Raw genomic sequence first — 26,906 nt, 5'->3', positions numbered from 1 at the left:
GATGCGTTGTGAGCCGATCGTCGTGGAGATCAGCCTCAGAAGAGGATCGGCTCATCGCCGTCCGCGGGAGCGTAGCGGGTGATTTCCATAGCGCAGCTCACTTCGATGAATTTCGGTTTATGCCAGGACATGTTTCCTCCATGCGCTTTGTCCAACTGTATGCTCGCTCCGGTCTTTGCAGGCGCCTCCCAGCCAGGGCAAGCATGAGGCAAGCTTTGCTCCAGGAGCGAAGCTTGGGTGACAGAGCCGGAACGGCTTTCCGCTGCCCCGGCAAGGCCCGGCGGCGGCGCTGCCGCCAGGCTTTTCGCAAATCTCGCGGCAAGCACGCTCGCCGGATGGCAATGTGTCCAACGGCGAGAGCCCCAATCGGAAACCGGCTCAACGACCCTGCGCAGTATCACTGGGGGCCACGACCGAAAGCAGCATGAGGCACCTCTCTCTTCATGCCGAATGGTAGCGGACCAGGTAGGGGCCGGCAATTAAGACCTAGGTGGCAATTCTGCCCGCAGGGAGCCGCGGCTGCAAGCGCCAATGTCCAATAGCCGCCGATCTTCTCACGGAGTGCCGGCTGGCTGCCCGAGGAGCTTCCGGGCGCTGGCTACAGGCGTCTTAACGAAACGCGTTGGCGGGATAGGGCTTACTGACCACCGGCAGGTATCGCGCGCCCGACGCAAGCAGGAATCGCTCGAAAGCCTGCATCGCCGGGGTGGTGGCACGGTCCGAGCGCGATACGCTGAACCATTGCCGGCGGATTGGCGTATCGACGACGTCGAGTATGACCAGTCGGCCGAGCTTCACCTCCTGCTCGATGGTATGGGCCGAGATGAAGGCGATCCCCAGGCCGGCGATGACGGCCTGCTTGATCGTCTCGTTCGAACCGATCTCCGTGCCGAGTTCCTCCAGCTTGTGCGGCGTGTCGCTGAGAAAGATCTCGAGCGAGATGCGCGTCCCCGAGCCCCTTTCGCGCACCAGAAACTGTTCCTGCGCAATCCGCTCTCGCGAGATTTCGAGGACGCCCGCGAGCGCGTGACCGGCCGGGGCGATGAAGACCAGCGGATGATCGCCGAAGACCTGTGCGCGCACCTCGAAGTCGCGCGGCGGCCGCCCCATCAGGGCGATATCGATCTCATGATCCCTGAGCTTGGCAATGATCTCGGCGCGGTTGCCGATAAAGAGATTGATCTCGATCGCAGGAAGCTCATTGCGGAAGGCGGCAATCAATTGCGGCGCGAAATACTTGCCGGTCGACACGACGCCAAGCCGCAATCGCCCGGTCCGCAGCCCTTTTATCGCACCGATCGAATCCCCAAGGCCCACCAGGCTGTCTTCAACCGCCCGCGCTGCCTCGAGGAAAGCGAGACCGTATTCGGTCGGAACCATGCCGCTGCGCGTCCTGTCGAACAGCGAGACACCGGCATCCCGTTCCAGTTGCTGGATCTGCAGGGTGAGCGCCGGCCCGGTCAGACCCAAAGCTTCGGCGGCAAGATTGATCTTCCCAAGCCGGCAAATGGCCTCAACGGTGCGAAGTTGGCGGAGGGTTACATTGCGCATAATGGAATTAAGTAAGTAAAACTAACTTCCAAAGTCAATTGAATAAATTTTACAAACTCTCCGTTTGCGCCATCCTTCGCTGGACATTGTGTGGGAGGAGACATCATGTCAGGCGCAACTCTCGAGGCTTATCTTGCCTCATGCACGGCCCATGGCGACGACATCGCACGGGAAGTGGCCGCAGTAATCCAAAGATTGGCCACGGCCGCCCTCGATGTCCGCAAACTCGTCAACCTGGGAGCGCTCGGCCCGGCGTTCGGCGGCCCCCGCGGCGGCAGCAATGCCGACGGCGACCTGCAGAAGGAGCTGGACGTTGTATGCGACGGCCTGTTCCTGTCATGCCTGCAGGGCGCACCGGTCGCTTGTTACGCGTCGGAGGAGTTGGACAATCCCGTCCTGCTCGATCCGAATGCGCGTCTTGCGGTTGCAATCGATCCGCTCGACGGCTCGTCGAACATCGACACCAACGTCTCCATCGGCACCGTCTTCTCCGTGCTGCCCGCCGTCAAAGGGCCGGGCGCGGACCCCTCGCAGTCCTTTCTGCAGCCCGGACACCGGCAGCTGGCAGCCGGCTTCTTCCTCTACGGACCACAAACCGCGCTGGTACTGTCGCTAGGCAGGGGCACGGAGATTTTCGTCTTCTCCAGCCGGCTTGGATGCTTCGTACAGGGCTACAAGTCGGTCAACATCCCGGAGCGCACCAGCGAGTTCGCCATCAACATGTCGAACTACCGACACTGGGAAGAAGCGATCCGGCTCTATGTCGACGACTGCCTGGCAGGCTCGGAGGGGCCGCGCGAGCGGGACTTCAACATGCGATGGATCGCCTCGCTGGTAGCCGATACCTACCGGATCCTGGTACGCGGCGGGATCTTCCTGTACCCCGCCGACGGCCGCAAAGGCTACCATCACGGCAGGCTGCGCCTTGTCTACGAGGCCAACCCGATCGCCTTCATCATCGAGAACGCCGGCGGCGCTGCCACGACTTCCGTCACGCGCATTCTCGATCTCGTTCCGGAAAACCTGCACCAGCGCGTGCCGCTGGCTTTCGGTTCGCGCCGCGAGGTGGCGCGCGTCGCCCGCTATCACGTCGACCCCAACATGATCGGCGAACGCGCACCGCTCTTCGGCAAGCGCGGTCTGTTCCGGGCCTGAGGAGACAAGCATGTCAGCCAAATACCCCATCATCTCCATCACCGGCTCGTCCGGTGCCGGCACCACGACCGTGAAGGACACGTTCGAGAAGATCTTCAAGCGCGAGAAGATTTCGGCATCGTTCATTGAAGGCGATGCCTTCCACCGCTTCGACCGGGAAACCATGCGCCGCAAGATCGCCGACGAGAAAGCCAGAGGCGTCGACTTCACGCATTTCTCCGCCGAGGCCAACGAACTGGAAATCCTCGAAAGCGTCTTTGCCGAATATGGCAGGCGCGGCGTCGGCCGCACCCGTCACTACGTGCATGACGACGACGAGGCCGCGAAATACGGCGCGGAACCGGGCACGTTTACCGACTGGGAGGAATTCAGCGACAGCGATCTGCTGTTCTACGAGGGATTGCATGGCTGCGCCGTCACCGACACGGTCAATCTCGCCCAGCACTGCGATCTGAAGATCGGCGTCGTTCCGGTCATCAACCTCGAATGGATCCAGAAGATCCATCGGGACAAGGCGACGCGCGGCTATTCCACCGAGGCTGTGACCGACACCATCCTGCGGCGCATGCCGGATTATGTCCACTACATCTGCCCGCAGTTTTCCCTGACGGACATCAATTTCCAGCGCGTGCCGATCGTCGATACGTCCAATCCCTTCATCGCCCGCTGGATACCGACGCCGGCCGAATCCATCCTGGTCATCCGCTTCGCCAAACCGCAGAGCATCGATTTTCCCTACCTGCTGTCGATGCTCCACAACAGCTTCATGTCGCGCGCCAATTCCATCGTGGTGCCGGGCGACAAACTCGATCTCGCCATGCAGCTGATTTTCACGCCGCTCATCCACAAGCTGCTCGAGCGCAAACACCGCATGTCGTGAGGAGGACACCATGAACGTTTCGCAGAAGATCGAAACTCGTGCCGCCGCATCGGAACGGAACATGGCCGATGCGATCCGGTTTCTCGCCATGGATGCAGTGCAGAAGGCCAATTCCGGCCACCCTGGCATGCCGATGGGCATGGCCGATGCAGTAACCGTCCTCTTCAACCGCTTCATCAGGATCGATCCCTCGCTTCCCGACTGGCCGGATCGCGATCGTTTCGTGCTTTCGGCCGGCCATGGTTCGATATTGCTCTATGCCATCCATCACCTGATCGGTTTTGCCGATATGCCGATGGCCGAGCTTGCGGCCTTCCGCCAGCTCGGCTCGAAAACCGCCGGCCATCCCGAATACGGCCACGCCCTCGGTATCGAGACCACCACCGGCCCGCTCGGCCAGGGCATCGCCACCGCCGTCGGCATGGCAATTGCCGAACAGATGATGGCCGCCCGCTTCGGCAGTTCGCTCTGTAACCACTTCACCTATGTGGTGGCCGGCGACGGCTGCCTGCAGGAGGGCATCAGCCACGAGGCAATCGACCTTGCGGGGCATCTGAAGCTGCGCAAGCTGGTCGTGCTGTGGGACGACAACCGGATATCGATCGACGGTTCGACCGAACTCTCCACCTCGATGGACCAGCTTGCCCGCTTCCGCGCCGCCGGTTGGGATGCGCAACGCGTCGATGGCCACGACCCTGAGGCCGTGGCCAAGGCAATCGAGCGAGCGCGCCGGACCCGCAAGCCGTCGCTGATTGCCTGCCGAACCCGGATCGGCAAGGGGGCGGCCAGCATGGAGGGTTCGCACAAGACCCATGGGGCGGCGCTCGGCGACAAGGAAATCGCGGCGACGCGCGAAAAGCTTGGCTGGTCCCATCCGCCGTTTTTCGTGCCGCCCGAGATCAAGTCGGCATGGGAGAGGGTGGCGCTGCGCGGTCGGATGGCCCGGGAGGCATGGGAGATCCGCCTCGAAGCGTCTCGCTCAAAGAAACGTTACGAGCAGACCGTCGGCAGAGAGCTGGGCGATGACGTCGCCCCTCTGTTGGCAAAGTTCCGGGCCTCGCATCGCAAGAGAGCCTCCAAGGTCGCAACAAGGCAGGCCTCGCAGATGGTGCTGGAGGTCATCAATGGGGCGACGACTTTGACGGTTGGCGGCTCCGCCGACCTGACCGGCTCGAACCTGACAATGACGTCGCAGACTCAAGCCATTGCGCCGGGCAATTTCAAGGGCCGCTACCTGCATTACGGGATCCGCGAGCACGGCATGGCGGCCGCGATGAACGGCATCGCCCTGCATGGCGGCTTCATTCCCTATGGCGGCACCTTCCTGGTGTTTTCCGACTATGCGCGCGGCGCGATGCGCCTCTCGGCACTGATGGGCCTGCCCGTCATCTATGTGCTGACGCATGATTCCATCGGGCTGGGCGAGGACGGACCGACCCACCAGCCGGTCGAGCATCTGGCCATGCTGCGTGCCACCCCCAATCTCAATGTCTTTCGGCCCGCCGACATCATCGAGACGGCAGAATGCTGGGAGATTGCCCTTGGCGAGAAGAACAGGCCGAGCGTCCTTGCCCTTTCGCGGCAGGCTTTGCCGATGCTGCGGCAGACGGGCGGGGACGAGAATTTGTCAGCGCTCGGGGGCTATGTCCTGAAGGATGCGAACGGACCTCGTGACATCACGCTGCTCGCCACCGGATCCGAGGTCGAGATCGCCCTTGCAGCGGCCGAAAACCTACGCAGCGAGGAAGGCATAGAGGCGGCGGTGGTCTCCATACCCTGCTGGGAGAAGTTCGAGGTCCAGGATGCATCGTACCAGAAAGAGGTCCTCGGAGATGCCCCGCGCATTGCCGTCGAAGCGGCCGGCCGCCTCGGCTGGGATCGCTGGATGGGACCGGACGGTGCCTTCGTCGGCATGCTCGGCTTCGGTGCCTCGGCACCGGCCGGAGAGCTCTACCGCCATTTCGGCATCACCGCCGACCACGTCGTCGCCGAAGCCTTGAAGCTTGTCCGCCGGCAGGCGGGCAAAGACATCATCCGCTCATCACAGGAGGCTTGACCATGGCCCGTATCACGCTCCGCCAATTGCTCGATCATGCCGCAGAACGAACCTATGGCGTGCCGGCATTCAACATCAACAACATGGAACAGGGGCTGGCGATCATGGAGGCGGCGCGCGCCTGCGACGCGCCTGTGATCCTGCAGGTCTCCCGCGGCGCCCGCTCCTATGCGAACGACATCATGCTTGCCAAGATGATGGAAGCGCTTGAAGCGATGTATCCCGATATCGCGCTCTGCATTCATCAGGATCACGGCAACAATGTCGCGACCTGCCTCACTGCGATCCAGCACGGCTTCACCTCGGTGATGATGGACGGTTCGCTGAGGGAGGATGCGAAGACCCCTGCCGAATATTCCTATAACGTCGCGATCACTGCGGAAGTGAGCCGCCTCGCCCATATGGTCGGCGCTTCGGTCGAGGGTGAGCTCGGCTGCCTCGGATCGCTCGAAACCGGCCATGGTGAGGCCGAGGACGGCCACGGCTTCGAAGGCGCACTCGATCGTTCGCAACTCTTGACCGATCCAGATGAAGCGGCGCGCTTCGTCGCCGAAACCGAGGTCGATGCGCTGGCAGTGGCGATCGGCACCTCGCACGGCGCCTACAAGTTCACCCGCAAGCCGACCGGCGACGTGCTCGCCATGGACGTGATCGAGAAGATCCATAACCGGCTGCCGGACACCCATATCGTCATGCACGGCTCCTCCTCGGTGCCGCAGGAATGGCAGGACGTCTTCAACGCCCATGGCGGCGAAATGCGCGAGACCTACGGCGTGCCGGTCGAGGAGATCGTGCGCGGCATCCGCTTCGGCGTGCGCAAGGTCAATATCGACACGGATCTGCGCCTGGCGGCGGCCGCTGCCTTTCGCCGCGTTGCGGATACGAGCCGCAGTGAATTCGATCCGCGCAAGTTCCTGAAACCGGCCATGGACGCCATGTCAGCGGTCTGCAAGGCCCGCTTCGAGGCATTCGGCACTGCCGGCAACGCATCTCGCATCAAGGTCGCACCAATGTCGGAGATGGCCCGACGCTACGCAAGCGGCTCCCTGAAACCTCAGGCGGCGCGGTCGCGAGCCGCCTGACCAGATCCATCGAGAGAAAGGGACTGTGATATGAACGCCGATGCAAAGACAGAAATCAAAGGCAAGGAACGCTACAGGGCCGGGGTGCTGAAATACGCGCAGATGGGCTATTGGAACGGCGACTACGAGCCGAAGGACACCGATCTGATCGCGCTCTTCCGGATTACCCCGCAGGAGGGGGTCGATCCGATCGAAGCGGCCGCCGCCGTGGCCGGCGAAAGCTCGACAGCCACCTGGACGGTCGTCTGGACCGATCGCCTGACGGCCTGCGACCAATACCGCGCCAAGGCCTACCGGGTCGATCCGGTCCCCGGAACGCCTGGGCAATATTTCTGCTACGTCGCCTACGACCTCATCCTGTTCGAGGAAGGCTCGATCGCCAATCTGACGGCGTCGATCATCGGCAACGTCTTCTCGTTCAAGCCGCTGAAGGCGGCACGGCTTGAGGACATGCGCCTTCCCGTCGCCTATGTGAAGACCTTCAAGGGCCCGCCGACCGGCATCGTCGTCGAGCGCGAACGGCTCGACAAGTTCGGCAAGCCGCTGCTTGGCGCCACCACCAAGCCGAAGCTGGGACTTTCCGGAAAGAACTATGGTCGGGTCGTCTACGAGGGCCTGAAGGGCGGCCTCGACTTCATGAAGGACGACGAGAACATCAATTCGCAGCCCTTCATGCATTGGCGCGACCGCTATCTTTACTGCATGGACGCCGTTAACCACGCCTCCGCCGTCACCGGCGAGGTCAAGGGGCACTACCTCAACATCACCGCCGGCACGATGGAGGAAATGTACCGCCGCGCCGAATTCGCCAAGGAGCTCGGCTCGGTCATCGTCATGGTGGATCTCATCATCGGTTGGACGGCAATCCAGTCGATCTCGGAATGGTGCCGGCAGAACGACATGATCCTGCACATGCACCGGGCCGGTCACGGCACCTACACGCGGCAGAAGAACCACGGCATCTCCTTCCGCGTCATCGCCAAATGGCTGCGGCTTGCCGGCGTTGACCATCTGCATGCGGGCACCGCCGTCGGCAAGCTCGAAGGCGACCCGATGACCGTGCAGGGCTACTACAATGTCTGCCGCGAAATGAAGAGCGTCGTCGATCTTCAGCGCGGGCTCTTCTTCGAGCAGGACTGGGCCGACATCAAGAAAGTCATGCCGGTCGCGTCGGGCGGCATCCATGCCGGCCAGATGCACCAACTGCTCGATCTTTTCGGCGACGACGTCGTGCTGCAGTTCGGCGGCGGCACGATCGGCCATCCGATGGGCATCCAGGCAGGCGCCACCGCCAACAGGGTGGCGCTGGAGGCCATGGTGCTGGCCCGCAACGAAGGCCGCGATATCGCCAATGAAGGTCCTGAAATCTTGAGGGCCGCGGCCAAGTGGTGCAAGCCGCTGGAAGCCGCCCTCGATACCTGGGGCAATATCAGCTTCAACTATACCCCGACGGACAGTTCGGATTTCGTGCCGAGCGTAAGCGTCGCCTGACGGGTATGACAGAAAGGAGAGACGACATGCGTATCACCCAAGGATGCTTCTCATTCCTGCCGGACCTGACGGATGAGCAGATAACGGCACAAGTGGAGTATTGCCTCGGCAAGGGATGGGCGATCGGCGTCGAATATACCGACGACCCGCACCCGCGCAACACCTACTGGGAGATGTGGGGCAATCCGATGTTCGACCTCAAGGACGCCAAGGGCGTGATGATGGAATTGGAGGATTGCCGCAAGGCTCACGCACAGGATTACATCCGCCTCAACGCCTTCGATTCCAGCCGCGGCTTGGAAACCGTGACGATGTCCTTCATCGTCAACCGTCCCGACAACGAGCCGACACTGCGGATGACCCGGACGGAGAGCCGCGGTCGCAGCCAACGCTATGCCTGGGAAACGCAGCGGTAGAGGAGCAGCAAGATGGCAATGGCGGAAGCTTCATCAAGTGTCGAAGGCCTGCCGACATCGGTCGACCTCGCCGAGGAATACAAGGCCTCCGGCGTCGCCGAGATCCTCGACGAACTGGACCGCGAACTCGTCGGACTGAAGCCCGTAAAGCAGCGGATCCGCGAGACGGCAGCCCTGCTGCTCGTCGAGCGGGCCCGCCGTGCAATGGGTCTCAGCCACGAGCCGCCGTCGCTGCACATGAGCTTCACCGGAAATCCGGGCACCGGAAAGACAACGGTCGCGCTACGCATGGCCAATCTGCTGCACAGGCTCGGCTATATCCGCAAGGGGCATTTGGTTTCGGTGACGCGCGACGATCTGGTCGGGCAGTATATCGGCCACACGGCGCCCAAGACCAAGGAGATCCTGAAGAAGGCAATGGGCGGCGTGCTGTTCATCGACGAGGCATACTATCTCTACCGTCCGGACAACGAGCGCGACTACGGCCAGGAGGCGATCGAGATCCTGCTGCAGGTGATGGAGAACAACCGCGACGACCTGGTGGTGATTCTCGCCGGCTACGCCGACCGCATGGATCGGTTCTTCGAGAGCAATCCGGGCTTCCGCTCGCGCATTGCCCATCATATCGATTTCCCCGACTATAACGACGGGGAGCTCCTGTCGATTGCCGAGAGCATGCTAAGCCGTCAGGGCTATCATTTCGACACCAAGGCGGCGACCGTAATGAGCGACTACATCTCCCGTCGTCGGCGCCAGCCGCATTTCGCCAATGCGCGCTCGATCCGCAACGCGCTCGACCGGGCCCGGCTGCGGCAGGCGAACCGCCTGTTCGAGGAAAGCGCCGGGCCGGTCGACGCCGAGCAACTGTCTACCATCACGGCTCGGGACATTTCCGCCAGCCGCGTGTTCAGCACCGTCGAGCCCACTCATCCGGAGATATCGCCATGAGCCAGAAGACCATCATCGCTCCTTCGGTCCTGTCAGCCGATTTCTCCCGGCTCGGCGAAGAAGTCGAGGCCGTCTGCGAGGCCGGCGCCGACTGGATCCATCTTGACGTGATGGATGGCCATTTCGTGCCAAACATCACGTTCGGGCCGCCGGTTATCAAGGCGATCCGGGACCGAACAGACAAGGTGTTCGACTGTCATCTGATGATCGAACCGGCCGAGCGATTTCTCGGGGCCTTCGCCGTCGTCGGCTGCAACATCATCACCGTGCATGCCGAAGCGACCACCCACCTCGACCGGACGCTTCAGGCGATCCGCGACCTCGGCTGCAAGGCCGGTGTGTCGCTCAATCCCTCGACGCCGGAAACCGTCATCGAATATGTGCTGGACCGGCTCGACCTGATCCTGCTGATGTCGGTCAATCCCGGCTTCGGTGGCCAGGAGTTCATCCCGTCGGTCATCGAGAAGGTGGCCAAGGTCCGGGCGATGATCGGCGCGAGGCCGATCCTCATCGAAATCGACGGCGGGGTAACACCCGAGACTGCGCCGCTCGTCGCCCGGGCCGGCGCCGATGTGCTCGTTGCTGGCTCGGCAATCTTCAGGGGTGGCCAGGAGGCCTATGCCGGCAATATAATCGCGCTGCGCACCGCCGCTGACGATCCGAGGCTGGCGGCACTTAAGAAGTAAGGTGACGGCGACATGGCAGCGAACCCACCGCTCTGCGATTACGGCTGGAAGGCCGTCGATGCCCGCCTGCCGAATACCGACGGCCGTAACTGTTCGATCCTGGACTTTTCCGGGCCCAACGGACTGGTCGTCGTGTTCATCTGCAATCACTGCCCGTATGTGAAAGCGGTCATCGCCCGCATCGTCCGGGACGCGATCGAGCTGGAGGATCATGGCATCGGCTTCGTAGCACTCAACTCCAATGATGCCGAAGCCTATCCGCAGGATTCGTTCGACAATATGAAGCGTTTCGCATCACAAAACATGCTGCCCTTTCCATATCTCTATGACGAGGACCAATCCGTCGCCAAAGCCTATGGCGCCGTCTGCACGCCCGACTTCTTCGGCTTCAACAAGGACATGGAACTGCAATATCGCGGCCGGCTGGACGCCTCTCGCAAGGAAATCGGGCCTGGCGATCTGAGGCGTGACCTTTATGAGGCCATGGTCATGGTTTCGCGAACCGGCAGAGGTCCGGCGGAACAGCAGCCCTCGATCGGCTGCTCCATCAAGTGGAAAATGCCAGTCTGAGGCATGGAAGGAACCATTCTATTGCTCAGCCGCGCCGGGAATCGGACGGCTTCGCGATGGCATTCGTTCCCTTTTCAGGAACCCGCCTCAGGCCCCCGCCCGTTTTGATGGCTTTCAGAAAGAAGGCCACGGGCGGGGTCCGAGGGAGGAGGCGGAGTGCCTGCTGCATGTTTTCTTGAATCGTAGCCGACTTAAGGAATGTCAGGCCGGCAGGGCGCCGGACTGCTTGGCGACATGCGTCGCGATGGCGTCCATCAGGGTCGGAGACAGGCAGTCGTAGGGTTGCAGTCCGAGTTCCGTCAGGCGAGCTCGAATTTCAGGCATCCTGTCGGGGTTGACGCCGCTTTCGATAATGGAAGAAACGAAGGCCGCGAATTCCGGCGGCGACCAGCCGGTCTCGTCACTGAGTTCGGTGTGAACGAAATCGAGGCCATAGAAGGGATGCTTGGCGTTCTCGATGCGGCCGTACATGTGCGTGCCGCAATCCTTGCAGGCGTAGCGCTGGATCGTCGCGCTCGGATCGACGATCTGCAGTTTCTCCGAGCCTGAGGCGACATTCACCTTGTCACGGCTGACGACGGCGATCTGAGCAAAGGTGGCACCCTCCGGCTTCCAGCATTTGGTGCAGCCGCAGGCATGATTGTGCGCCGTCTGCGCACCGATCTCAACGGTCACCGGATTGGTGGCGCATTGGCATTTCAGCGTGCCGCCGTGAAAGCCGGGACTGGCCGGCGGAAAGCCGTTGTCGATCGATGGATGTAGCTTCAGCATTGGTTCCTCCTCTCGCTTGAACGTCTTTAAGTCCTTCCGAGAAAGCAGGATCACGGCAAATGACGCCGGCGGCAATATAGCGGAAAGTGTCGGTTTTCAGGTCGAACCGCTGCGACAGCGCCTACAGCGCCGTGCGTCTTTTCAGATCACAAAGGTCGCTGCAGTCCATTGAATTGCTGCATGCTCTTATCCTTACATCGGCTACGATTTAAGGGAACGTGCGGTAGCTCAGCTCTTCGCCCGGAGCATGGCGCGGGCCGGATCGTAGCCCCAGAGGGCGGCCAGCATGAACAGGACGAAGCAGGCGCTGACCCAAGCGAGTGCCGTGAGATTAAGCTGGCCATAAAGCGCAAAACGTATCAGTTCGACCGCATAGGTAAACGGGTTCAAGGCGCAGATATCGCGCAGCAACGGAGAGCTTTCCGCCATCTTCCATAACGGATAGAGCGCCGACGAGAGAAAGAACATCGGGAAGATCACAAAGTTCATGACCCCGGCGAAATTCTCGAGCTGCCGGACGGTCGAGGAAATCAGGAGCCCGAGGGCGCCGAGCATCAATCCGCTCACCAGCAATGCCGGCAGCACCGCGATATAGCCGATGGGTTGCAGCGTGATGCCGGTGAGCGCGGCAATTGCCAGGAAGACGGCGACCTGCAGAATGGAGACGATCACGCCGGCCAGCAGCTTTGAGAACAGTAACCACCAGCGCGGCAGGGGCGACGTCAACAATAGACGCATCGACCCCATTTCCTGATCGTAGACCAGCGACAATGACGACTGCATGCCGTTGAACAGCTGGATCATCCCGCAAAGCCCCGGAAGGATATAGACCTCATAGGTGATATAGGTCTGGTAGGGCGGGATGATCGACACGCCGAGCGCTGCGCGGAAGCCCGCGGCAAAGACGATAAGCCAGACGAGCGGGCGAACGAGGGCCGCCAGGAAGCGGCCCCGCTGGCGGACGAAACGCAGGTTTTCGCGGGTGATGATAACGGAAAGCGCAATCAACCATGCCTTCATGCCGGAACCTCCCGGCCCTCGGCCGTCATCGACAGGAATGCCTTGGCGAGCCCCTCTTCGCCAGCGAGGTCCTCGGCACTGCCATCGCTGAGCACCTTTCCACGATGCAGAACGACGACCTGATCGGCGGCCTGAATCTCGTCGACCAGATGGGTTGCCCAGAGCACGGCAAGCCCGCGCTCTGCCAGCAGATGCACATGATCGGTGATCGCCTGGCGGGAGGCAGCATCCAATCCGACCGTCGGCTCGTCGAGCAACAGGATCTTAGGGTCGTGGATCAGCGCCCGGGCGATCTCCATGCGGCGCCGATGTCCACCATTCAGAGCACGCACCTGCTCGTCGGCCCGCTCGGCCATGCCGAGCTGCGTCAGAGCCGCGTCGATCGCCAAAACGGCCTGCCGCCCAGACAGTCCATGCAGTCCAGCGAAATAGCGCAAATTGCGCCGCACCGTCATGTCCAGATCGAGCGTCGGCTGCTGGAACACAACGCCGATACGGGCGAGCGCCGCACGGGGATCGCGCGCAATATCGAAGCCGGCCACGCTGATATCGCCCCCCTTCGTGACCAGCAGCCGGGTGAGGAGAGCGAAGAGGGTCGATTTACCGGCACCGTTCGGCCCGAGCAGCGCACAGAACCGGCCGGCCGCCACGGAGAAACTGACATCGTCGAGCGCCTTGCGCGATCCGTAGCTGTAGCTGACATGGCTGATCTCAAGCCCGGTCACAACGCGCCCTCCGAGGTGATCAATACCGATCGTGGCGCAACGTCACCAGTAATTGTCGCCGGTTTTCCGGCAAGACGGAGGCAGCGCCGGGTCAACCTGTTCGCCTCGACGTCTGAATGGGTCACGAGAATGACGGCAGGGCCGGTTTCGGCGATCAGCGCCTCGGTCAGCGCCAACATTTCCTCGGCGGTCGCCGGATCGAGCGACACATAGGGCTCGTCCATCACCAGAAGTTCCGGCCGTCCGGCGAAAGCGCGCGCCAGCGCCAGCCGCCGCTGCTGCCCGAGCGACAACTGGCCGGGAAATTGGTGCGCCTTGTCGACGATGCCGACCCGCTCCAGCGCCGAAAGCGCCGCTTGCGTACCGAGTTCAGTGTGCACCAAGGTCAGGTTCTGCAGGACGCTCCGCCACGGCAGCAGAACGGGCTCCTGAAACACCATGGCGATCTTTTCCGGGCGGTTGATCTCGCCTTTGAAGGCGTGGTCGATCCCGGCGATCAGCCGAAGCAGCGTCGATTTGCCGATGCCCGACGGGCCGAGGATGGCGAGCGTCTCACCGACCTCCATCTCGAAACGGATGTCGCGGAGGATCTCCTCGTCGCCGAATATCTTTCGTCTGACATCGACCTTGATCATGCCGTCCTCCAGCGCCGTACCCGGCGTTCGGCCGGCTGCAGGAACTGAGCTTCGACCAGCAGCATCACGCCGATGAAAGAAAGCGCATAGACCAGCACCATGGCAACATCGAAGAGCTGGAAATAGAAATGAATCTGGAAGCCGACGCCGCTGGAGCGGCCGAGAAACTCGACCACCAGGACGATCTTCCAAATCACTGCAATACCGGAGCGGGCAGCCCCGGCGAGGAACGGCGCAAGCTGCGGCATGATCACGTGACGCAGCCGCGCCAGAGGAGCCATGCGATAGACCTCGGCCATGGCGCCGAGGTTCGGATCGAGGGCCCTTGCACCTTCGCGCAGGATCGTGGCGACATTCGGAATCTTGTTGAGCACCACGGCCATGATCGCCGCCGTCTCGTTGAGGCCGATCCAGAGATAGCACAGCACGATGAGCACGAGGGCCGGCAGATTGAGAAACACGACGAGCCAGGGATCGAGCCATCGATCGACGGAGGGAACGCGGCCCATCGCGAAGCCGAGCGCCACGCCGATGGCCATTGCCGGCACGAAGGCGCAAACCACGCGCCCCAACGTCATGCCGAGATGATAAGGCAAAGTGCCGGAAACAACGGCTTCCACAAAAGGTGCCCATAGCGTCCAGGGCTGAGGCAGGACGGAGGCGTCCGCCGTCAGTTCGGCCGCCGCTATCCAGAGCAGCAGCAGAAGGCCCAACGACATTGACCGCACCAGCGCAGGATGTTGCAGCGTCTTACTCAAGTTGCAGGAACAATCCTTCGGGCAGGCTTGTTGCCTTGCCGACGAGCTCCGCTCCGCCGAGCTCCGCCATCAGCCGCAGAAACCGGTCGGCGGCCGCCTCGTCGATCGGCTTGCCGCTCGGAATACCGGCGCGATAGCCGTCGCGAAGCGCGATGAATTCAGCGTCGTCTCCCGCATTCATCTTTTCTCGCAGTCCTTCCCACGCCGCGTCATCGTTGCGCAGCAGGTCTTTGGCCCCGCGCGACGCCTTATAGAGACCTTTGACGATGTCCGGATGGGCCGCGGCATACTCGCCCTTCAACACATAGCCGAGCAGCGGCGTGTCGGGATCCAGCTTGAGCGCCGCTGCGGCCTCGGAGACGGAGATCAGCTCATGCATGCCCTTGGCCTTCATCTTGGCGAGGAAGTGCCAGAAATTGATCGCGCCCGCCGTCTCACCGGAAAGCGCCGACTTGAAGATCAGCGGCGGCGCCCCGAACACCTGATCGGTCTCAGTGGCCAGGTCCATGCCATGTTGCTGCTTGGCATAGGCGCGCAGGATCAGCCAGCTCTTGTCGAGCGGCCCGCCGGCGATGCCGATCTTCTTGCCGGCAAGGTCTGGCAGCGCCTTGATGCCGCTGTCATCCTTGACCACGAGCCCCCCGACTGCCAGCGAATAGGGGATGAAAACGTAGTCCTTGCCAGCGGCACGCTGGTTGGCCACCCATATCCAGTCGGCCACCATCGTGTCAGCCTCGCCGCCCTCGAAGGCGACGCGCGTTGCACCGTTGTCTGCATAGTCCTGGACAGCCAGCTCGAAGCCGTTCTTGCGGTCGAACTCGTGGGCCTTGATGGTAGAAATCTCCCAGTTGACCGTGCCTGACGCCAGCATCGCAGCCCGCAATTGCGGCAGATCCTCGGCCACAGCAATCGCCGGTCCGAAGGCGAACAAACATGCGGCGAGAAATCGTTTCAAAACCTTCATTGCCTTCCCCTCGAAACTGCCGCCTTCGTTTCTGCCTTGCCGTCCAGCGGATCTCTATATGATTTCGCTACTCAGTTCGCGCCCGCACTCATTCCTTGCGTTTATCGGCGACGGTGAGGTCAGCATTGAGCTCCAAATCGTATTGGCCATCGCTGCAGAACACATCGTCGAGCTCGTAGCCCTTGCCGCCCGCCTCGATATTGGCGGGGTCAACCTCGCATTTCATGGTGGCGAGCATGTCCCCTATCGCCTTCTGCTTGTCGGCAGCGATCTCTTCGGCACGCAGGCCCCACGGCGCGCCAAGCAGAACTGCAAGAACGACGCTGGTCGTCAAACGGATTTTCATCGCATTTCTTCCCTGTCCCCATCTGGTCACTGAATGGAAATCGCCACTTTCTGGCTGTCGCTTGTCGTGTTCGGAATCCTCACCTCATAGCTGCCCGGCTTTATGGCGATGAAGGACAGGGTCGCCGTGCCCGCCTCGTCGAATTCGAGGCTGTCGATCGCCATGGGGCGCACTTCGATGCCGTTGATGACGATCTCGTTCATCCAGATCGCCCGAAAGAACGGCTCACCGGTAATGGCGAGTTCCGCCGAGCCGTCCGCCGTGATGCGCATTTCGTAATAGGCGCCGGACTGCAACGCGACGGCACCCTTGCCCAGCGGCTTGCCGGAGCCGAGCGTGATCTCGATCGGCTCGCCGCGATTGCATTTGGCGAGCAACCCGGCAAAGCCGAGGTCGGTGCAGAGCGGCGCCGCGACGGCCGGGATTGCGGAGAAGAGCGCTGCCAGCGCCGCGAAAACGCATTTATGCATGAAGATCCTCCCAATGTGTCGATGCATAGTGCCGTCTCAATTCGGAGCGACCACAACGCCCCAGGGCTGCTCGCCGACTTGCACTGATCGGAGCACCTTTTCCGCCTTGACGTCTATGATACTAACGTCGTTGGAATTGCCATTGGTGGTGATCAGGAACTCCTCGCCCGGGGTGAATGCCATCTGCCAGACCCGCTGTCCGACAAGCAGGTAGTCGAGAACCTCATCCGTCGCGCCGTCGATGACCGCGACGCGGTTGGCCGGGCCGAGCGCCACGAAAATGCGCGAGCCGTCCTTGGTGGCCTTGACGCCGACGGGCTGCAACCATTCCGGCAGTACGCCAGGCACGGCAAAGCTGATCTTCTTGGCGATCTTCGGCTCGGATGCCGACAAGTCGATCACAGAAACCGTGCCGCCGATCTCGGAACTGACGTAAAGCTTCTTGCCGTCGGCCGTGAACTCGGCATAGCGCGGCCGCTGGTCCACCAGCACGTTGTGCACGATCTTGTAGGTCGAGGCGTCGATGAAATGCGCCATGTTGGTGGTTTCGGAGGTATTAATCACGGTCTTGGCATCCGGACTGACCGCGACACCTTCCGGTTCGACGCCGACCGGCACCTCGGCCAGCACCTGGTGTGTCTTGACGTCGACGACGGTGACCAGATTGTCGTCCTCGTTGGCGATGTAGAGCGGATTTCCCTTGGGATCGAGGGCGAAAAGTTCCGGATCCGGGCCAGACGGCAGCGTGTGCAACTCCTTGTAGGTCTCGGGATCGAAGACCCGGACGGTGTCATCATCCGACGCACAGACATAGAGTTCCTTGCCATCCGGGCTGATGGTGATGCCGCGCGGCCTGTTGCCGGCCGGAAATGTGGCGATCACCTCCCAGCTTTGGCTGTCGAGCACGGTCACGCTGTTGCCGCGCTCGTTGCTCACGAAAACCTTGTTGGCCTCGGCAGGAGCCGCAAACAACAGAAAGGCTGGCACGAGCACCAGTACGGATCTCGGCATTCTATCCTCCAAAGGCATGGCAGGCGGTTTCGGGCGCATCGATGCCCAGCGTGTCGAGCGGCGAGTGCTGGTGCAGGTAGCCGTCCTGCGGCGACACGGAAACTGTTACCCGGCCCTCGGTCAAAAGGATTGGCTGGCGCAGTTGTCCGTTCCAGGAGCGGAAGGTCAGCTTCTGGCCCTTGAACGCAGCCAATTCGAACTCCGCCGAAAGGGCATAGGCCCGCACGCTCGCCGGATCAGCCTTGCCGGATCGCGTCACGACCTCGCCAATCACGCGCATGGCGAGCCAGGCCTGGTAGTCCTCCTCGCGCATGTTGCGGCCGGTCAACTTCTCGAAGCGGCGTTGAAACTGGGTCGCGCCCCAGGCTTCATGAGCGGCATGCCAGGACACCGGGCGAAGGCCCGCCGATCCTGCCACAGGTCTCGGATCCCAAGTATGATAAGGCAAATAGGGTGCGAAAACGCCGGCCTCATCGGCCGCGATAATCACGTCATAATCCTCGGCATCCTGTGTAAAAACGGGGATTTGTTTTTGTACCATGACATGGCCAGTATCCGTGCGGCGGCCTCCGCCGGTGTCGACGAACTCGCGCTCCTCGACAATCTTCGCGCCGAATTTGGCAGCCGATTTGCGATAGCTGTCGGCCAGCAGCTTGTCTTCCGGGTGCGAGCCGTGGATAAGCAGGATACGCGACCATTTCTTCCACATGAGAAACTGGACGACACTGTCGCTGAGCATGGAGCGGCTCGGCGAGACATGCAGCACATTGGCCCGGCAGTCGGCATCGCGCAGCGCGTCGTCGCGGGCGCCTGCGTTCATAAGCAACACCTCCGGCCCGGCCCTGTCGGACAGCGCCTTCAGGGTCTCCCCTTCGGCGATCACCGCAATGAGGCCGATACCCTCGGCCCTCAACGCATTGAGTGCCGCTGCTGCCTTGTCCGGGGCCACCGCCTGCGTTTTCACCGTATACTCCATGCCGGTGAAGGCGCCGGTCGTCCTGTTGTCTTCGTTCCCCAGCATGGCGCCGGCAAAGCCCAGGTCGGCAGGCGGCGCGTCGAGCCGAGAGATCGGCGGTCCAACCACTCGATCGATCCGCAGCACGGCCGTCTTTACATCCGCCGCCCGCATAGGGGACGCAACAAGCATCGCCACCCAAAAGGCGGCAAGCGCAAGCGACAGGTTAGACATCGCCGGGACGACCTCCCAATCTTCCGGACACTCCTCTGGAAGAGGAGATTAGCAGCGCAATTTGTACAGCAAAACCGAGACTTATGGAGCGTAGTCTCGAAAAATGCCTGTGCTAGGCTGAGCCTTATGCAACGCATCCTGGTCGCCCTTGTGCTCGCCTTGTCGCCGACGCTTGCTTCGGCAGCGCCGGAGAAGCCGCTGATGCCGGGCGCCAAGGTGGCGTTCCTTGGCCTGACCTTCATCGATCTCTCGACGGAAGGCGCCTATAATGGTGTGCGCGCCGACGAAACAGCGCGGATCGAACTCCTGAAGAGTGCCACGCGCGATCGATTCGTCGACGAAGGTTTCGTCGTCCTCTCGAATGATCCCGTGGCGACCGAGCTTGCCGCCACAGTCAACCCGGCCGACTGCTACGGCTGCGACGTGCGCATGGCCGCCCGGCTCGGCGCCGACTATGTGCTGGTCGGCGAAGTGCGGAAGGTCTCCAACCTCGTCCTATCGATCAATCTCGTGCTGCGCGACGCACGTTCCGGCGAGAAACGGCGTGGCCTTGCGGTCGACATCCGGTCGAATACTGACGACAGCTGGCTGCGCGGCATGCGCTACATCCTGAACAACCACTTCTTCAAATCGTGAGGCGTTTCATGCGGTATCTCGGTCATCTCCTGCTGACATTCCTGCTGTTGTTGCCAAGTACAGTCCTTGCCCATGGTCCGACACGCCAGAAGCTGGTGCTCTCGGTCGATGTCGCGGCAGCACCGGATGCCGTCTGGGCGGTGATCGGCAATTTCCAGAATATGAGCTGGCACCCGGCCGTGTTCTCGACCACGGGCCAGGGTGGCAACGCGCTTGACGCGACCCGCGTGCTGACGCTCAAAGAGGCCGAAGGCCCGACAATCTCCGAGGTCCTCTACAAGTATGATGCGGCGAAAATGTCCTATTCCTACAGGATTACCGATGTCGACGTGTCAGTGTTGCCGGTCACCAACTATTCCGCGCACCTGACGGTGACGCCGAAGGCCGGCGGCGGCTCGCATATCGAATGGAAGGGCGCCTTCTATCGCGGCTATCCGAACAATGATCCCCCCGCCAACCTGAACGACGAGGCCGCCCTTGCCGCTGTTGGCGCAGTCTACAAGGCCGGCCTCGATGCGCTCGAAAAGAAGTTCGGCAAATAGTCGCCTCCTCCTTGCCGCGGTGCTCGTCGGTCTGACGACGCCGGGCAGCGCCTTCGCCGACTATGCCTATGTCACCAACCAGTCGTCGAGCGATCTCAGCGTGATCGATCTCGACCGAATGGTAGAGGTCGAGCGGATCTCAGTACCAGGCCAGCCGGCCGGCATCGCCGTCGCGCCCGGGCTTGCTGCCGTTTTCACCGTCAGCCCGGACAGCAAGGTGCTGCGCCGCTATGGCATGCCCGCCGGCGCGCCGGTCGCCGAGCGGAGGCTTGAGGGCGGGCCGATCGGCGTTGCGGTTGACGAACGGCGCGGCCGGGTCTTCGTATCGGACTGGTACAGTGCGCGCGTCTTTGTCATCGCCGCTGATAGCCTTGCCACATTGAAGGTGCTTTCAACCGGCAGCGCGCCGGCCGGCCTTGCACTATCCCCCGACGGAAAGTGGCTGGCGACTGCCGACCGGGATGCCAATCAGGTTTCGATTTTCGATGCTGAAACGCTGACGCTTCGACATCGGGTAACTGTCGGATCGCGTCCGTTCGGTGTGACGTTTTCGCCGAATGGCCGGCTGTTTTCCGCAGATGTCGGCAGCAATACGGTAACGGCCGTCGATCCCGTCAGCGGTCGGGTCCTTGGCCATGCCGAGACCCGCGAACGACCCTATGCCGTGGCCTTTGCCTCGGGACGAGGTTTCGTCACCAACCAATATGACGACAGCGTCAGCGTCTTCGACGCGCAAAGCCTGGCCGCAGTCGCCGTCATCAATACCGGCGAGTATCCGGAGGGCATCGATACATCGACGGACGGTCGTCAGATCGTCGTGGCGAACTGGTTTTCAAACAGCCTCACGGTAATCGACTCCAACAGTCTGAAGGTTATTGGCGAGATCGCCACCGGCGACGGACCGCGCGCTTTCGGACGCTTTCTGGCGCCGGCGCCCGGTGATGTCGCGGCCCCCTCCATGTGGCGGTGACCGTTTCACCGCCCACCCGGCTTCAGGGCCGAGATCGTGGCGCACCGTGTCAGGGAGCCCGCCGGACGGTCGATAAGCAGGAAATAGGAAAGAAGGCGCAGGCGGATCAGTTTGGCAGCTCGAGCGGTCCCGTGCCCATGTCGTTCAGGAGCGGCACACCCGCCTCTGCGAGAATGGCGTTGATCGCGGACTGGTTTCGGCGGATCAGGGAATTCAGCTTGCGCTCCCAGACTTTCTCGCCCTGCCGCACGCCCATGGTGATGCGGTAGAAGAGCTTCGGCGAAGTCGGCTCCGACAAGAGCGGCGTCACTTTCAACTCCGGATGACTCGCCTTGACCAGCGGGGCGCCGATCGGGCCCCAGAGGATGGCCGCGTCAATGGCACCGGATTTCAGGTCGGCCAGCATCTCTTCAGCCGGATCCTCGTAGCGCCGGTCGACCATCAGATGGTATCCCTTCGCCTTCGGCATCAGTCCGTTTCTTGCCACATGCGTAGCCGGCGGAGTTCCCGCGATGACGCCGATCCGCTTGTCCTTGAGAAGAGGGTCGGCCAGAGTCGTGACGCCTGCCAGCGGACTGCTAGACGCGACGATCAGCACATAGGCCGAGGTGTAGTAGTGGTTGGTGTTCAATACCAGTTCGTCGCCCTGGGCATAACCGATGACCACATCGCAAGCATTGGCTTGCAGCGTCTTGCGAATAAAGCCGGTCGCCATGGGAAACCAGGTGTATTCGAGCGGCAGTCCGAGCCTCGATGCCATCAGTTCGGCGATCCTGTTCTCGAACCCTTTACCTGAGCGATCCGACATCGGCAGATTGGCCGGATCGGCACAGACACGAAACGCCTGTTTCGATACCAGGTCCGACGTCTGGGCCGCCGCCGGCGTCGTCGAGGCAACCGCCAGCAGCAGAATGCCGGCGGCTGCAGCGAGGCTAATCGCGGCCGAGGCAATCGTTTTCAGCATCTCGGATCGCATCGGATTTCGGTTCCTTTTTGGCCGGGCGTCCCCGCGGCAGGGCATCGGCTCCGCGCGCCTTCAAATAGGTGTAGATGTCATCGAGATAACACATCACGTTGACGTTCTGACCAAAGGCGGGCATCACCGAATGCTCGGCAACATTCACCTTCTTTCGTCCGTTCGTGACGACATCGACGAAAGCGTAGTAGTCCATGGTTATCGCGGACTTCTTCAAGGCTGGCGCATAGCTCGAGCCTTCGCCCTCTGGACCATGACAGACATGACATTCGGAGTGATAGCGGCGAAAGCCCGAATAGGTCATCCAGTCGACCGTGCCATCCTTGGCAATATTGAAGGTGGGAACGTCATCGGCGGTGTAGTAGCGCCCATTTTCGTCGCGGACAGCGGTGATATTGTCCGTAGCCGCCGGGGCGTCCTGTGCGCCGGCGGCGCCGGCCATAAGCGTCCACACGGCGAAGATCATCGGCAGTGCTGGTCTGATTCTGGTCATCTTACGTCCTTTTAGGCAGAGAACGAATTGGCGCGGGCTTTCATGAACCCGCGCCAATTCCCTGGGCGTGCCTTTACTTCGGCAGCGAGAACACGGTGAGCGTGCCACCCAGCGCAGTATAGTTGCTGAGGGCCGAGTAGCCGCCGACGGCTCCGAGACCATCAGTCGGGTTGGTCAAGCCGGCCGCCAGGCCGATACCCGCCCAACCACCGACACCCGAAAGCACGGCCACATACTGCTTGCCGCCATGGGAATAGGTCATCACGTTGCCGATCACTCCGGAAGGCGTCTTGAAGCGATAGAGCTCCTTGCCCGTCGCGGCGTCGACCGCCTTCAGATAGCCCTCGAGCGTTCCGTAGAAGACCACGTCACCTGCCGTTGCCAGAGCGCCCGACCAGACGGAGAACGGTTCTGGCAGCGACCACTTGATCTTGCCTTCCTTGTTGTCCCAGGCAATGAAGTTGCCCATGCCTCCGTGGCTATCCTTCGGCGGATACATCGACAGCGTGGCGCCGACATAGGGCTGACCGGCGGTGTAGCTTACCCGGAACGGTTCGTAGTCCATGCAGACGTGGTTGGTCGGCACGTAGAACAGCTCGGTCTTCGGCGAGTAGGCCGCGGGCTGCTGGTCCTTGGTGCCGAGCGCGGCCGGGCAGACGCCGGTCGTGTTGGTGTCCTCGCCATTCTGCTCGGTCGAATACTGCGACACCACCTGCGGCCGGCCATACTGGTCTGACTTCGGGTCCATGACGACTTCAGTCGCCCAGTTGACGGTGGGATCGTATTTCTCTGCCACCAGCAACTCGCCGTTGACACGATCCAGAGTATAGCCAAAGCCGTTGCGGTCGAAATGGGTCAGCAGCTTGCGATCCGTGTCGCCGATCTTCTGCTCGGTCAGGATCATTTCGTTGATGCCGTCATAATCCCATTCGTCATGCGGCGTCATCTGATAGACCCATTTGGCCATGCCGGTGTCGACATCGCGCGCCCAGATGGTCATCGACCAGCGGTTGTCGCCGGGCCGTTGGGTCGGGTTCCAGGTCGAAGGGTTACCCGATCCGTAATACATCAGGTTCTCTTCGGGATCATAGGAATACCAGCCCCAGGTCGTGCCACCGCCGATCTTCCACTGATCGCCTTCCCAGGTGGTGAGGCCTGAGTCCTTGCCGACCGGCTTGCCGAGATGAGTGGTCTTTTCAGGATCCATCAGCGTGTCGCTGTCCGGGCCCATGGAATAACCGCGCCACAGGAGCTTGCCATCGGCCATCGAATAGGCCGTCACGGAACCGCGAACCCCGAACTCACCGCCGGAGATGCCGACGATGACCTTGTCCTTCACCGGAAGAACGGTGGCAGTATTGGTCTCGCCCTTGGCCGGATCGCCGTTCTTGACGCTCCAGAGCACCTTGCCGGTCTTGGCGTCCAGTGCGACCACGGTCGTATCTGCCTGATGCAGGAAGATCTTGTTATCCGCATAGGCCACGCCCCGGTTGACGGTGTCGCAACACATGACGGGTATGACTTCCGAATCCTGCTTCGGCTCGTATTTCCAGATGATCTGGCCCTCTTTGCTGAGATCCAGCGCATAAACCGTATTCGGGAACGGCGTATGGACATACATGATGTCGCCGACGACCAGCGGCGAGCCTTCATGACCGCGCAGAACACCGGTCGAGAAAGTCCACGCCACCTGTAGTTTGTCGACGTTATCCTTGTTGATTTGGTCGAGCTTGGAGTAGCGCAGATTGGCGTAGTCGCCGGTTTGGATGGCCCATTGATTGGGGTCATCGATTTGCTTCTGCAGTTCCGAGTTGGCGAGGGCGACATGCGCACCGCCTATCGACATCAAGGCAAGCATTGAAAGAATTCGTTTCATTTCATCCTCCTCTTGAGTGCTGCCGATCAGGGCACTTCACCCCGCTCGCCCCGGGAAAACCTTGCGGTCTCCTCTTTCCCGGTATCGGCTTGCGACACTATTTTCGAAGATCCATGCGCTGCCTGGGCCGCCTTCCTCCTGCTGGTGTACCGGCTCCTGTTTTGCGGTTAAGGAAACTTCGCCAGATATGCGATCAGATCGGCGCGCTCCTGATCCTTGCGCAATCCCGCAAAGGTCATCTTGGTGCCGGGCAGGAAGGCTTTGGGATTGGTCAGAAACTCGCCGATCTTGTCCGGCGTCCAGACCAGGCCGCTCTCAGCCACCTTGCCCATCGCAGTGGAATAGGCAAAGCCTTCGGCTTTGCCGGCTGGCCGGCCGAGTATGCCGGTCAGCACAGGGCCGGTCTTTGCCTTGGCATCCGGACCAATCGCGTGACAGGCCTGACACTTGCGAAAGACCTTCTCGCCCGCGGCCGGATCACCCGCCGCGGGATCCAGCGCAAGCGCCGGTTCGACCGCGCCCGTGAATATTCCGCCGAATACGACTACAGCCGCGACGAGGGCACCAAGTCTTGAAGTCATCCATTCCTCTCCCTTACGCGGCGTTCAGCCGCTCTGCATGCCAGCGCACGTGGTCTTCACCGAAGCTCGCCACGAAGTAATAGCTATGATCGTATCCCGCCTGCAGCCGCAGGACGCCGGCCTGCCGGCGCTCCGCCAGCAGCCGGGCCATCGCCTCGGGCTGCAACTGTGCGAGAAACTGGTCCGCCGCGCCCTGATCGATCAGGATATCGCCCTGCCAGCCAAGTTCGCTGAGCAGCAGGCAGGCGTCGTACTTGCCCCAATGCGCCTCGTCGTCGCCGAGATAGGCCGAAAACTGCTTGCGGCCCCAATCCGAGCGGGTCGGGTTGACGATCGGCGCAAAGGCCGAAACCGAACGGAATAGGCCGGGATTGCGAAAGGCGATGGTCAGCGCGCCATGGCCGCCCATCGAGTGCCCGGTAATGCCGTTGACGCCGTTGACCGGCAAGTGCTCCTGCAGCAAGGCGGGGAGTTCGGTGACGATGTAATCATACATCCGGTAGTGCCGTGCCCAGGGTTGCTGCATCGCATTGACGTAGAACCCCGCGCCCTGACCGAGATCATAGTCTTCGTCGTCAGCAACGCCCTCGCCGCGCGGCGAGGTGTCGGGGAAAACCAGTGCCAGTCCCTGTTCCGCCGCGTGCCGCTGCAGGCCGGCCTTGATCATGGCGTTCTCATGCGTGCAGGTCAGCCCTGACAGAAACCATAAGAGCGGGACCGGACGCGTCCGCGCCTGCGGCGGCATGTAAAGGCCGAAGGTCATCTCAACGCCACAAGCCTCGGACGCGTGTCGGTAAACCGACTGGGTCCCGCCGAAGCATTGGTTTTGCGCTACAAGTTCCATCTTCGCGCTCAATAGACCACCACGCTCCGGATGCTTTCGCCGGAATGCATCAGCTCGAAGCCCTTGTTGATGTCGTCGAGGGCCATCGTGTGGGTGATCATCGGATCGATCTCGATCTTGCCCTCCATGTACCAGTCGACGATCTTCGGCACGTCGGTGCGGCCGCGGGCGCCGCCAAACGCGGTTCCCATCCAGGAGCGGCCGGTGACCAGCTGGAACGGCCGGGTCGAAATCTCCTGGCCGGCACCGGCCACGCCGATGATCACCGACTTGCCCCAGCCCCGATGCGAGGCTTCGAGCGCCTGGCGCATCACCCTGGTATTGCCGGTGCAGTCGAAGGTGTAATCGGCGCCGCCGATCTGGTCGGCACCGCGCTTCGTCATGTTGACGAGGTAGGCAACGATGTCGCCCTCGACCTCCTTCGGGTTGACGAAGTGGGTCATCCCGAAGCGCTCGCCCCATTCCTTCTTGTCGTTGTTCAAATCGACGCCGATGATCATGTCGGCACCGGCAAGCCGAAGCCCCTGGATGACGTTGAGACCGATGCCGCCGAGCCCGAAGACGATCGCGGTGGCGCCCACCTCGACTCGTGCCGTGTTGATCACCGCACCGATGCCGGTGGTGACGCCGCAGCCGATGTAGCAGATCTTGTCGAAGGCTGCGTCCGGGTTGACCTTGGCGACGGCGATCTCCGGCAAGACGGTGAAGTTCGCAAAGGTCGAGCAGCCCATATAGTGGTGGATCTTGTCCTTGCCGATCGAAAACCGCGACGAGCCGTCCGGCATGACGCCCTGGCCTTGGGTGGCGCGGATGGCGGTGCACAGATTGGTCTTGCGCGAAAGGCAGGAGGGGCAGGCGCGGCATTCCGGCGTATAGAGCGGAATGACGTGATCGCCCTTCTTCACTGAGGTGACGCCGGGGCCGACATCGACGACGATGCCGGCGCCCTCATGGCCGAGGATGGCCGGGAACAGCCCTTCCGGGTCGGCGCCCGACAGGGTGAAGTCGTCGGTGTGGCAGATGCCGGTGGCCTTCACCTCGACCAGCACCTCGCCGGCCCGCGGGCCTTCGAGCTCGACTTCGGTCACAACTAGGGGTTTTCCGGCTTCAACAGCCAGAGCAGCGCGAGTGCGCATGAAATGCCTCCGGTATCTGCGTTTTGTAAGGTCGCCTTTTCGGGCCTTGTACACAGATTACAGACGTGCCGCGGCGTAATGACAATTGCGACCTTAGTGTGTAAATCGCGACCTTTGGCTTTTCCCTT

The 26,906-nt window shown here is 61.9% G+C and carries 30 protein-coding genes; 12 read left to right on the top strand and 18 right to left on the bottom strand.

Going from position 1 to position 26,906, the window contains the following annotated elements; genetic code table 11:
- Window positions 1–35 precede the first annotated feature (35 nt).
- Entirely contained in the window at window positions 36–131 is a 96-nt protein-coding gene (gene pqqA, locus USDA257_RS15140) for a pyrroloquinoline quinone precursor peptide PqqA (protein WP_026187092.1), read from the bottom strand.
- 478 nt (window positions 132–609) lie between these two features.
- Window positions 610–1,551, bottom strand: coding sequence for a LysR family transcriptional regulator (locus tag USDA257_RS15135; RefSeq protein ID WP_014763850.1), 942 nt, complete (start codon window positions 1,549–1,551; stop codon window positions 610–612).
- Between the two features lie 105 nt (window positions 1,552–1,656).
- Between USDA257_RS15135 and USDA257_RS15130 the strand changes: the two genes are divergently transcribed.
- Genes USDA257_RS15130 through USDA257_RS15090 form a run of 9 tightly spaced genes read left to right on the top strand, consistent with a single transcriptional unit; the run spans window position 1,657 to window position 10,835 of the window.
- Entirely contained in the window at window positions 1,657–2,706 is a 1,050-nt protein-coding gene (locus USDA257_RS15130; protein ID WP_014763849.1) for a class 1 fructose-bisphosphatase, read from the top strand.
- Between the two features lie 10 nt (window positions 2,707–2,716).
- Window positions 2,717–3,586, top strand: coding sequence for a phosphoribulokinase (locus USDA257_RS15125; protein WP_014763848.1), 870 nt, complete (start codon window positions 2,717–2,719; stop codon window positions 3,584–3,586).
- Window positions 3,587–3,596: 10 nt separating this feature from the next.
- Window positions 3,597–5,642 (top strand): transketolase, encoded by a 2,046-nt coding sequence (tkt, locus tag USDA257_RS15120; RefSeq protein WP_014763847.1) that lies wholly within the window; start codon window positions 3,597–3,599, stop codon window positions 5,640–5,642.
- Window positions 5,643–5,644: 2 nt separating this feature from the next.
- Complete coding sequence (fba, locus tag USDA257_RS15115) at window positions 5,645–6,724, top strand: class II fructose-bisphosphate aldolase (RefSeq protein ID WP_014763846.1); 1,080 nt, start codon at window positions 5,645–5,647, stop codon at window positions 6,722–6,724.
- A 30-nt stretch (window positions 6,725–6,754) separates the two neighbouring features.
- Window positions 6,755–8,215 (top strand): form I ribulose bisphosphate carboxylase large subunit, encoded by a 1,461-nt coding sequence (locus USDA257_RS15110; protein ID WP_014763845.1) that lies wholly within the window; start codon window positions 6,755–6,757, stop codon window positions 8,213–8,215.
- Window positions 8,216–8,241: 26 nt separating this feature from the next.
- Entirely contained in the window at window positions 8,242–8,631 is a 390-nt protein-coding gene (locus USDA257_RS15105) for a ribulose bisphosphate carboxylase small subunit (protein WP_014763844.1), read from the top strand.
- Between the two features lie 12 nt (window positions 8,632–8,643).
- Window positions 8,644–9,579, top strand: a complete 936-nt coding sequence (cbbX, locus tag USDA257_RS15100; RefSeq protein ID WP_014763843.1) for a CbbX protein — start codon at window positions 8,644–8,646, stop codon at window positions 9,577–9,579.
- The gene (gene rpe, locus USDA257_RS15095) at window positions 9,576–10,265 is read left to right on the top strand and encodes a ribulose-phosphate 3-epimerase (RefSeq protein ID WP_014763842.1); all 690 of its coding nucleotides are present in this window, start codon (window positions 9,576–9,578) and stop codon (window positions 10,263–10,265) included. The genes cbbX and rpe overlap by 4 nt, the downstream gene beginning before the upstream one ends.
- A 12-nt stretch (window positions 10,266–10,277) precedes the next feature.
- Window positions 10,278–10,835 carry a thioredoxin family protein gene (locus USDA257_RS15090; RefSeq protein WP_014763841.1) on the top strand — a complete coding sequence of 186 codons (558 nt, stop codon included), beginning with the start codon at window positions 10,278–10,280 and terminating at the stop codon, window positions 10,833–10,835.
- 201 nt (window positions 10,836–11,036) lie between these two features.
- On the opposite strand, the gene gfa is transcribed toward USDA257_RS15090, so the two are convergent.
- The 10 genes from gfa to USDA257_RS15040 all read right to left on the bottom strand — a co-directional run bounded on the left by gfa (window position 11,037) and on the right by USDA257_RS15040 (window position 18,724).
- Window positions 11,037–11,606, bottom strand: coding sequence for an S-(hydroxymethyl)glutathione synthase (gfa, locus tag USDA257_RS15085; RefSeq protein WP_014763840.1), 570 nt, complete (start codon window positions 11,604–11,606; stop codon window positions 11,037–11,039).
- A 228-nt stretch (window positions 11,607–11,834) separates the two neighbouring features.
- Complete coding sequence (locus USDA257_RS15080) at window positions 11,835–12,626, bottom strand: ABC transporter permease (protein WP_014763839.1); 792 nt, start codon at window positions 12,624–12,626, stop codon at window positions 11,835–11,837.
- Window positions 12,623–13,351: an ABC transporter ATP-binding protein gene (locus USDA257_RS15075; RefSeq protein WP_014763838.1), complete on the bottom strand. Its 729-nt coding sequence runs from the start codon at window positions 13,349–13,351 to the stop codon at window positions 12,623–12,625. Before USDA257_RS15075 ends, USDA257_RS15080 begins: the two co-directional genes overlap by 4 nt.
- On the bottom strand, window positions 13,348–13,986 hold the full coding sequence (locus tag USDA257_RS15070) for an ABC transporter ATP-binding protein (RefSeq protein ID WP_014763837.1): 639 nt from the start codon (window positions 13,984–13,986) through the stop codon (window positions 13,348–13,350). The genes USDA257_RS15075 and USDA257_RS15070 overlap by 4 nt, the downstream gene beginning before the upstream one ends.
- Window positions 13,983–14,744, bottom strand: a complete 762-nt coding sequence (locus tag USDA257_RS15065; protein ID WP_041414256.1) for an ABC transporter permease — start codon at window positions 14,742–14,744, stop codon at window positions 13,983–13,985. The genes USDA257_RS15070 and USDA257_RS15065 overlap by 4 nt, the downstream gene beginning before the upstream one ends.
- Window positions 14,737–15,708 (bottom strand): ABC transporter substrate-binding protein, encoded by a 972-nt coding sequence (locus tag USDA257_RS15060; RefSeq protein WP_014763835.1) that lies wholly within the window; start codon window positions 15,706–15,708, stop codon window positions 14,737–14,739. Before USDA257_RS15060 ends, USDA257_RS15065 begins: the two co-directional genes overlap by 8 nt.
- Before the next feature lie 88 nt (window positions 15,709–15,796).
- Window positions 15,797–16,054, bottom strand: coding sequence for a hypothetical protein (locus USDA257_RS15055; RefSeq protein ID WP_014763834.1), 258 nt, complete (start codon window positions 16,052–16,054; stop codon window positions 15,797–15,799).
- A gap of 26 nt (window positions 16,055–16,080) precedes the next feature.
- Window positions 16,081–16,524: a hypothetical protein gene (locus tag USDA257_RS15050; protein ID WP_014763833.1), complete on the bottom strand. Its 444-nt coding sequence runs from the start codon at window positions 16,522–16,524 to the stop codon at window positions 16,081–16,083.
- 36 nt (window positions 16,525–16,560) lie between these two features.
- On the bottom strand, window positions 16,561–17,535 hold the full coding sequence (locus USDA257_RS15045) for a YVTN family beta-propeller repeat protein (protein ID WP_014763832.1): 975 nt from the start codon (window positions 17,533–17,535) through the stop codon (window positions 16,561–16,563).
- Between the two features lies 1 nt (window position 17,536).
- Window positions 17,537–18,724 carry an ABC transporter substrate-binding protein gene (locus USDA257_RS15040; protein ID WP_014763831.1) on the bottom strand — a complete coding sequence of 396 codons (1,188 nt, stop codon included), beginning with the start codon at window positions 18,722–18,724 and terminating at the stop codon, window positions 17,537–17,539.
- Window positions 18,725–18,850: 126 nt separating this feature from the next.
- Between USDA257_RS15040 and USDA257_RS15035 the strand changes: the two genes are divergently transcribed.
- Genes USDA257_RS15035 through USDA257_RS15025 form a run of 3 tightly spaced genes read left to right on the top strand, consistent with a single transcriptional unit; the run spans window position 18,851 to window position 20,872 of the window.
- Window positions 18,851–19,360 (top strand): DUF3280 domain-containing protein, encoded by a 510-nt coding sequence (locus tag USDA257_RS15035; RefSeq protein WP_014763830.1) that lies wholly within the window; start codon window positions 18,851–18,853, stop codon window positions 19,358–19,360.
- A gap of 8 nt (window positions 19,361–19,368) precedes the next feature.
- Window positions 19,369–19,902: an SRPBCC family protein gene (locus USDA257_RS15030; protein ID WP_014763829.1), complete on the top strand. Its 534-nt coding sequence runs from the start codon at window positions 19,369–19,371 to the stop codon at window positions 19,900–19,902.
- The gene (locus tag USDA257_RS15025) at window positions 19,874–20,872 is read left to right on the top strand and encodes a YVTN family beta-propeller repeat protein (protein WP_014763828.1); all 999 of its coding nucleotides are present in this window, start codon (window positions 19,874–19,876) and stop codon (window positions 20,870–20,872) included. The genes USDA257_RS15030 and USDA257_RS15025 overlap by 29 nt, the downstream gene beginning before the upstream one ends.
- Window positions 20,873–20,978: 106 nt before the next feature.
- Here the strand turns inward: USDA257_RS15025 and USDA257_RS15020 are convergent, their stop codons facing one another.
- The 6 genes from USDA257_RS15020 to USDA257_RS14995 form a co-directional block, all read right to left on the bottom strand.
- Window positions 20,979–21,848: a substrate-binding domain-containing protein gene (locus USDA257_RS15020; RefSeq protein WP_014763827.1), complete on the bottom strand. Its 870-nt coding sequence runs from the start codon at window positions 21,846–21,848 to the stop codon at window positions 20,979–20,981.
- Window positions 21,805–22,341, bottom strand: a complete 537-nt coding sequence (locus USDA257_RS15015) for a c-type cytochrome, methanol metabolism-related (protein ID WP_014763826.1) — start codon at window positions 22,339–22,341, stop codon at window positions 21,805–21,807. The genes USDA257_RS15020 and USDA257_RS15015 overlap by 44 nt, the downstream gene beginning before the upstream one ends.
- A 73-nt stretch (window positions 22,342–22,414) precedes the next feature.
- Complete coding sequence (gene xoxF5, locus USDA257_RS15010; protein ID WP_014763825.1) at window positions 22,415–24,217, bottom strand: lanthanide-dependent methanol dehydrogenase XoxF5; 1,803 nt, start codon at window positions 24,215–24,217, stop codon at window positions 22,415–22,417.
- A gap of 167 nt (window positions 24,218–24,384) precedes the next feature.
- Window positions 24,385–24,798, bottom strand: a complete 414-nt coding sequence (locus USDA257_RS15005; protein ID WP_014763824.1) for a c-type cytochrome — start codon at window positions 24,796–24,798, stop codon at window positions 24,385–24,387.
- Window positions 24,799–24,811: 13 nt separating this feature from the next.
- Window positions 24,812–25,642 (bottom strand): S-formylglutathione hydrolase, encoded by an 831-nt coding sequence (gene fghA / locus USDA257_RS15000; RefSeq protein WP_041414254.1) that lies wholly within the window; start codon window positions 25,640–25,642, stop codon window positions 24,812–24,814.
- Between the two features lie 8 nt (window positions 25,643–25,650).
- Window positions 25,651–26,778, bottom strand: coding sequence for an S-(hydroxymethyl)glutathione dehydrogenase/class III alcohol dehydrogenase (locus USDA257_RS14995; protein ID WP_014763822.1), 1,128 nt, complete (start codon window positions 26,776–26,778; stop codon window positions 25,651–25,653).
- Window positions 26,779–26,906 lie beyond the last annotated feature (128 nt).

The organism is Sinorhizobium fredii USDA 257 (assembly GCF_000265205.3).
Classification (GTDB): domain Bacteria; phylum Pseudomonadota; class Alphaproteobacteria; order Rhizobiales; family Rhizobiaceae; genus Sinorhizobium; species Sinorhizobium fredii_B.
The sequence above is the reverse complement of the archived record's forward strand: the minus strand, read 5'-3'. Positions and strand labels throughout refer to the sequence as shown.

Bases quoted from the DNA above. Each gene is read 5' to 3' on its own strand.
- USDA257_RS15080 (WP_014763839.1), bottom strand. From the start codon at position 12,626: ATGAAGGCATGGTTGATTGCGCTTTCCGTTATCATCACCCGCGAAAAC.
- USDA257_RS15050 (WP_014763833.1), bottom strand. From the start codon at position 16,524: ATGCATAAATGCGTTTTCGCGGCGCTGGCAGCGCTCTTCTCCGCAATC.
- USDA257_RS15045 (WP_014763832.1), bottom strand. From the start codon at position 17,535: ATGCCGAGATCCGTACTGGTGCTCGTGCCAGCCTTTCTGTTGTTTGCG.
- USDA257_RS15055 (WP_014763834.1), bottom strand. From the start codon at position 16,054: ATGAAAATCCGTTTGACGACCAGCGTCGTTCTTGCAGTTCTGCTTGGC.
- fghA (WP_041414254.1), bottom strand. From the start codon at position 25,642: ATGGAACTTGTAGCGCAAAACCAATGCTTCGGCGGGACCCAGTCGGTT.
- USDA257_RS15135 (WP_014763850.1), bottom strand. From the start codon at position 1,551: ATGCGCAATGTAACCCTCCGCCAACTTCGCACCGTTGAGGCCATTTGC.
- USDA257_RS14995 (WP_014763822.1), bottom strand. From the start codon at position 26,778: ATGCGCACTCGCGCTGCTCTGGCTGTTGAAGCCGGAAAACCCCTAGTT.
- USDA257_RS15015 (WP_014763826.1), bottom strand. From the start codon at position 22,341: ATGACCAGAATCAGACCAGCACTGCCGATGATCTTCGCCGTGTGGACG.
- USDA257_RS15020 (WP_014763827.1), bottom strand. From the start codon at position 21,848: ATGCGATCCGAGATGCTGAAAACGATTGCCTCGGCCGCGATTAGCCTC.
- pqqA (WP_026187092.1), bottom strand. From the start codon at position 131: ATGTCCTGGCATAAACCGAAATTCATCGAAGTGAGCTGCGCTATGGAA.
- USDA257_RS15005 (WP_014763824.1), bottom strand. From the start codon at position 24,798: ATGACTTCAAGACTTGGTGCCCTCGTCGCGGCTGTAGTCGTATTCGGC.
- USDA257_RS15130 (WP_014763849.1), top strand. From the start codon at position 1,657: ATGTCAGGCGCAACTCTCGAGGCTTATCTTGCCTCATGCACGGCCCAT.
- USDA257_RS15030 (WP_014763829.1), top strand. From the start codon at position 19,369: ATGCGGTATCTCGGTCATCTCCTGCTGACATTCCTGCTGTTGTTGCCA.
- rpe (WP_014763842.1), top strand. From the start codon at position 9,576: ATGAGCCAGAAGACCATCATCGCTCCTTCGGTCCTGTCAGCCGATTTC.
- USDA257_RS15035 (WP_014763830.1), top strand. From the start codon at position 18,851: ATGCAACGCATCCTGGTCGCCCTTGTGCTCGCCTTGTCGCCGACGCTT.
- xoxF5 (WP_014763825.1), bottom strand. From the start codon at position 24,217: ATGAAACGAATTCTTTCAATGCTTGCCTTGATGTCGATAGGCGGTGCG.
- USDA257_RS15070 (WP_014763837.1), bottom strand. From the start codon at position 13,986: ATGATCAAGGTCGATGTCAGACGAAAGATATTCGGCGACGAGGAGATC.
- tkt (WP_014763847.1), top strand. From the start codon at position 3,597: ATGAACGTTTCGCAGAAGATCGAAACTCGTGCCGCCGCATCGGAACGG.
- USDA257_RS15105 (WP_014763844.1), top strand. From the start codon at position 8,242: ATGCGTATCACCCAAGGATGCTTCTCATTCCTGCCGGACCTGACGGAT.
- USDA257_RS15125 (WP_014763848.1), top strand. From the start codon at position 2,717: ATGTCAGCCAAATACCCCATCATCTCCATCACCGGCTCGTCCGGTGCC.
- fba (WP_014763846.1), top strand. From the start codon at position 5,645: ATGGCCCGTATCACGCTCCGCCAATTGCTCGATCATGCCGCAGAACGA.
- cbbX (WP_014763843.1), top strand. From the start codon at position 8,644: ATGGCAATGGCGGAAGCTTCATCAAGTGTCGAAGGCCTGCCGACATCG.
- USDA257_RS15090 (WP_014763841.1), top strand. From the start codon at position 10,278: ATGGCAGCGAACCCACCGCTCTGCGATTACGGCTGGAAGGCCGTCGAT.
- USDA257_RS15060 (WP_014763835.1), bottom strand. From the start codon at position 15,708: ATGAAGGTTTTGAAACGATTTCTCGCCGCATGTTTGTTCGCCTTCGGA.
- USDA257_RS15110 (WP_014763845.1), top strand. From the start codon at position 6,755: ATGAACGCCGATGCAAAGACAGAAATCAAAGGCAAGGAACGCTACAGG.
- gfa (WP_014763840.1), bottom strand. From the start codon at position 11,606: ATGCTGAAGCTACATCCATCGATCGACAACGGCTTTCCGCCGGCCAGT.
- USDA257_RS15040 (WP_014763831.1), bottom strand. From the start codon at position 18,724: ATGTCTAACCTGTCGCTTGCGCTTGCCGCCTTTTGGGTGGCGATGCTT.
- USDA257_RS15025 (WP_014763828.1), top strand. From the start codon at position 19,874: ATGCGCTCGAAAAGAAGTTCGGCAAATAGTCGCCTCCTCCTTGCCGCG.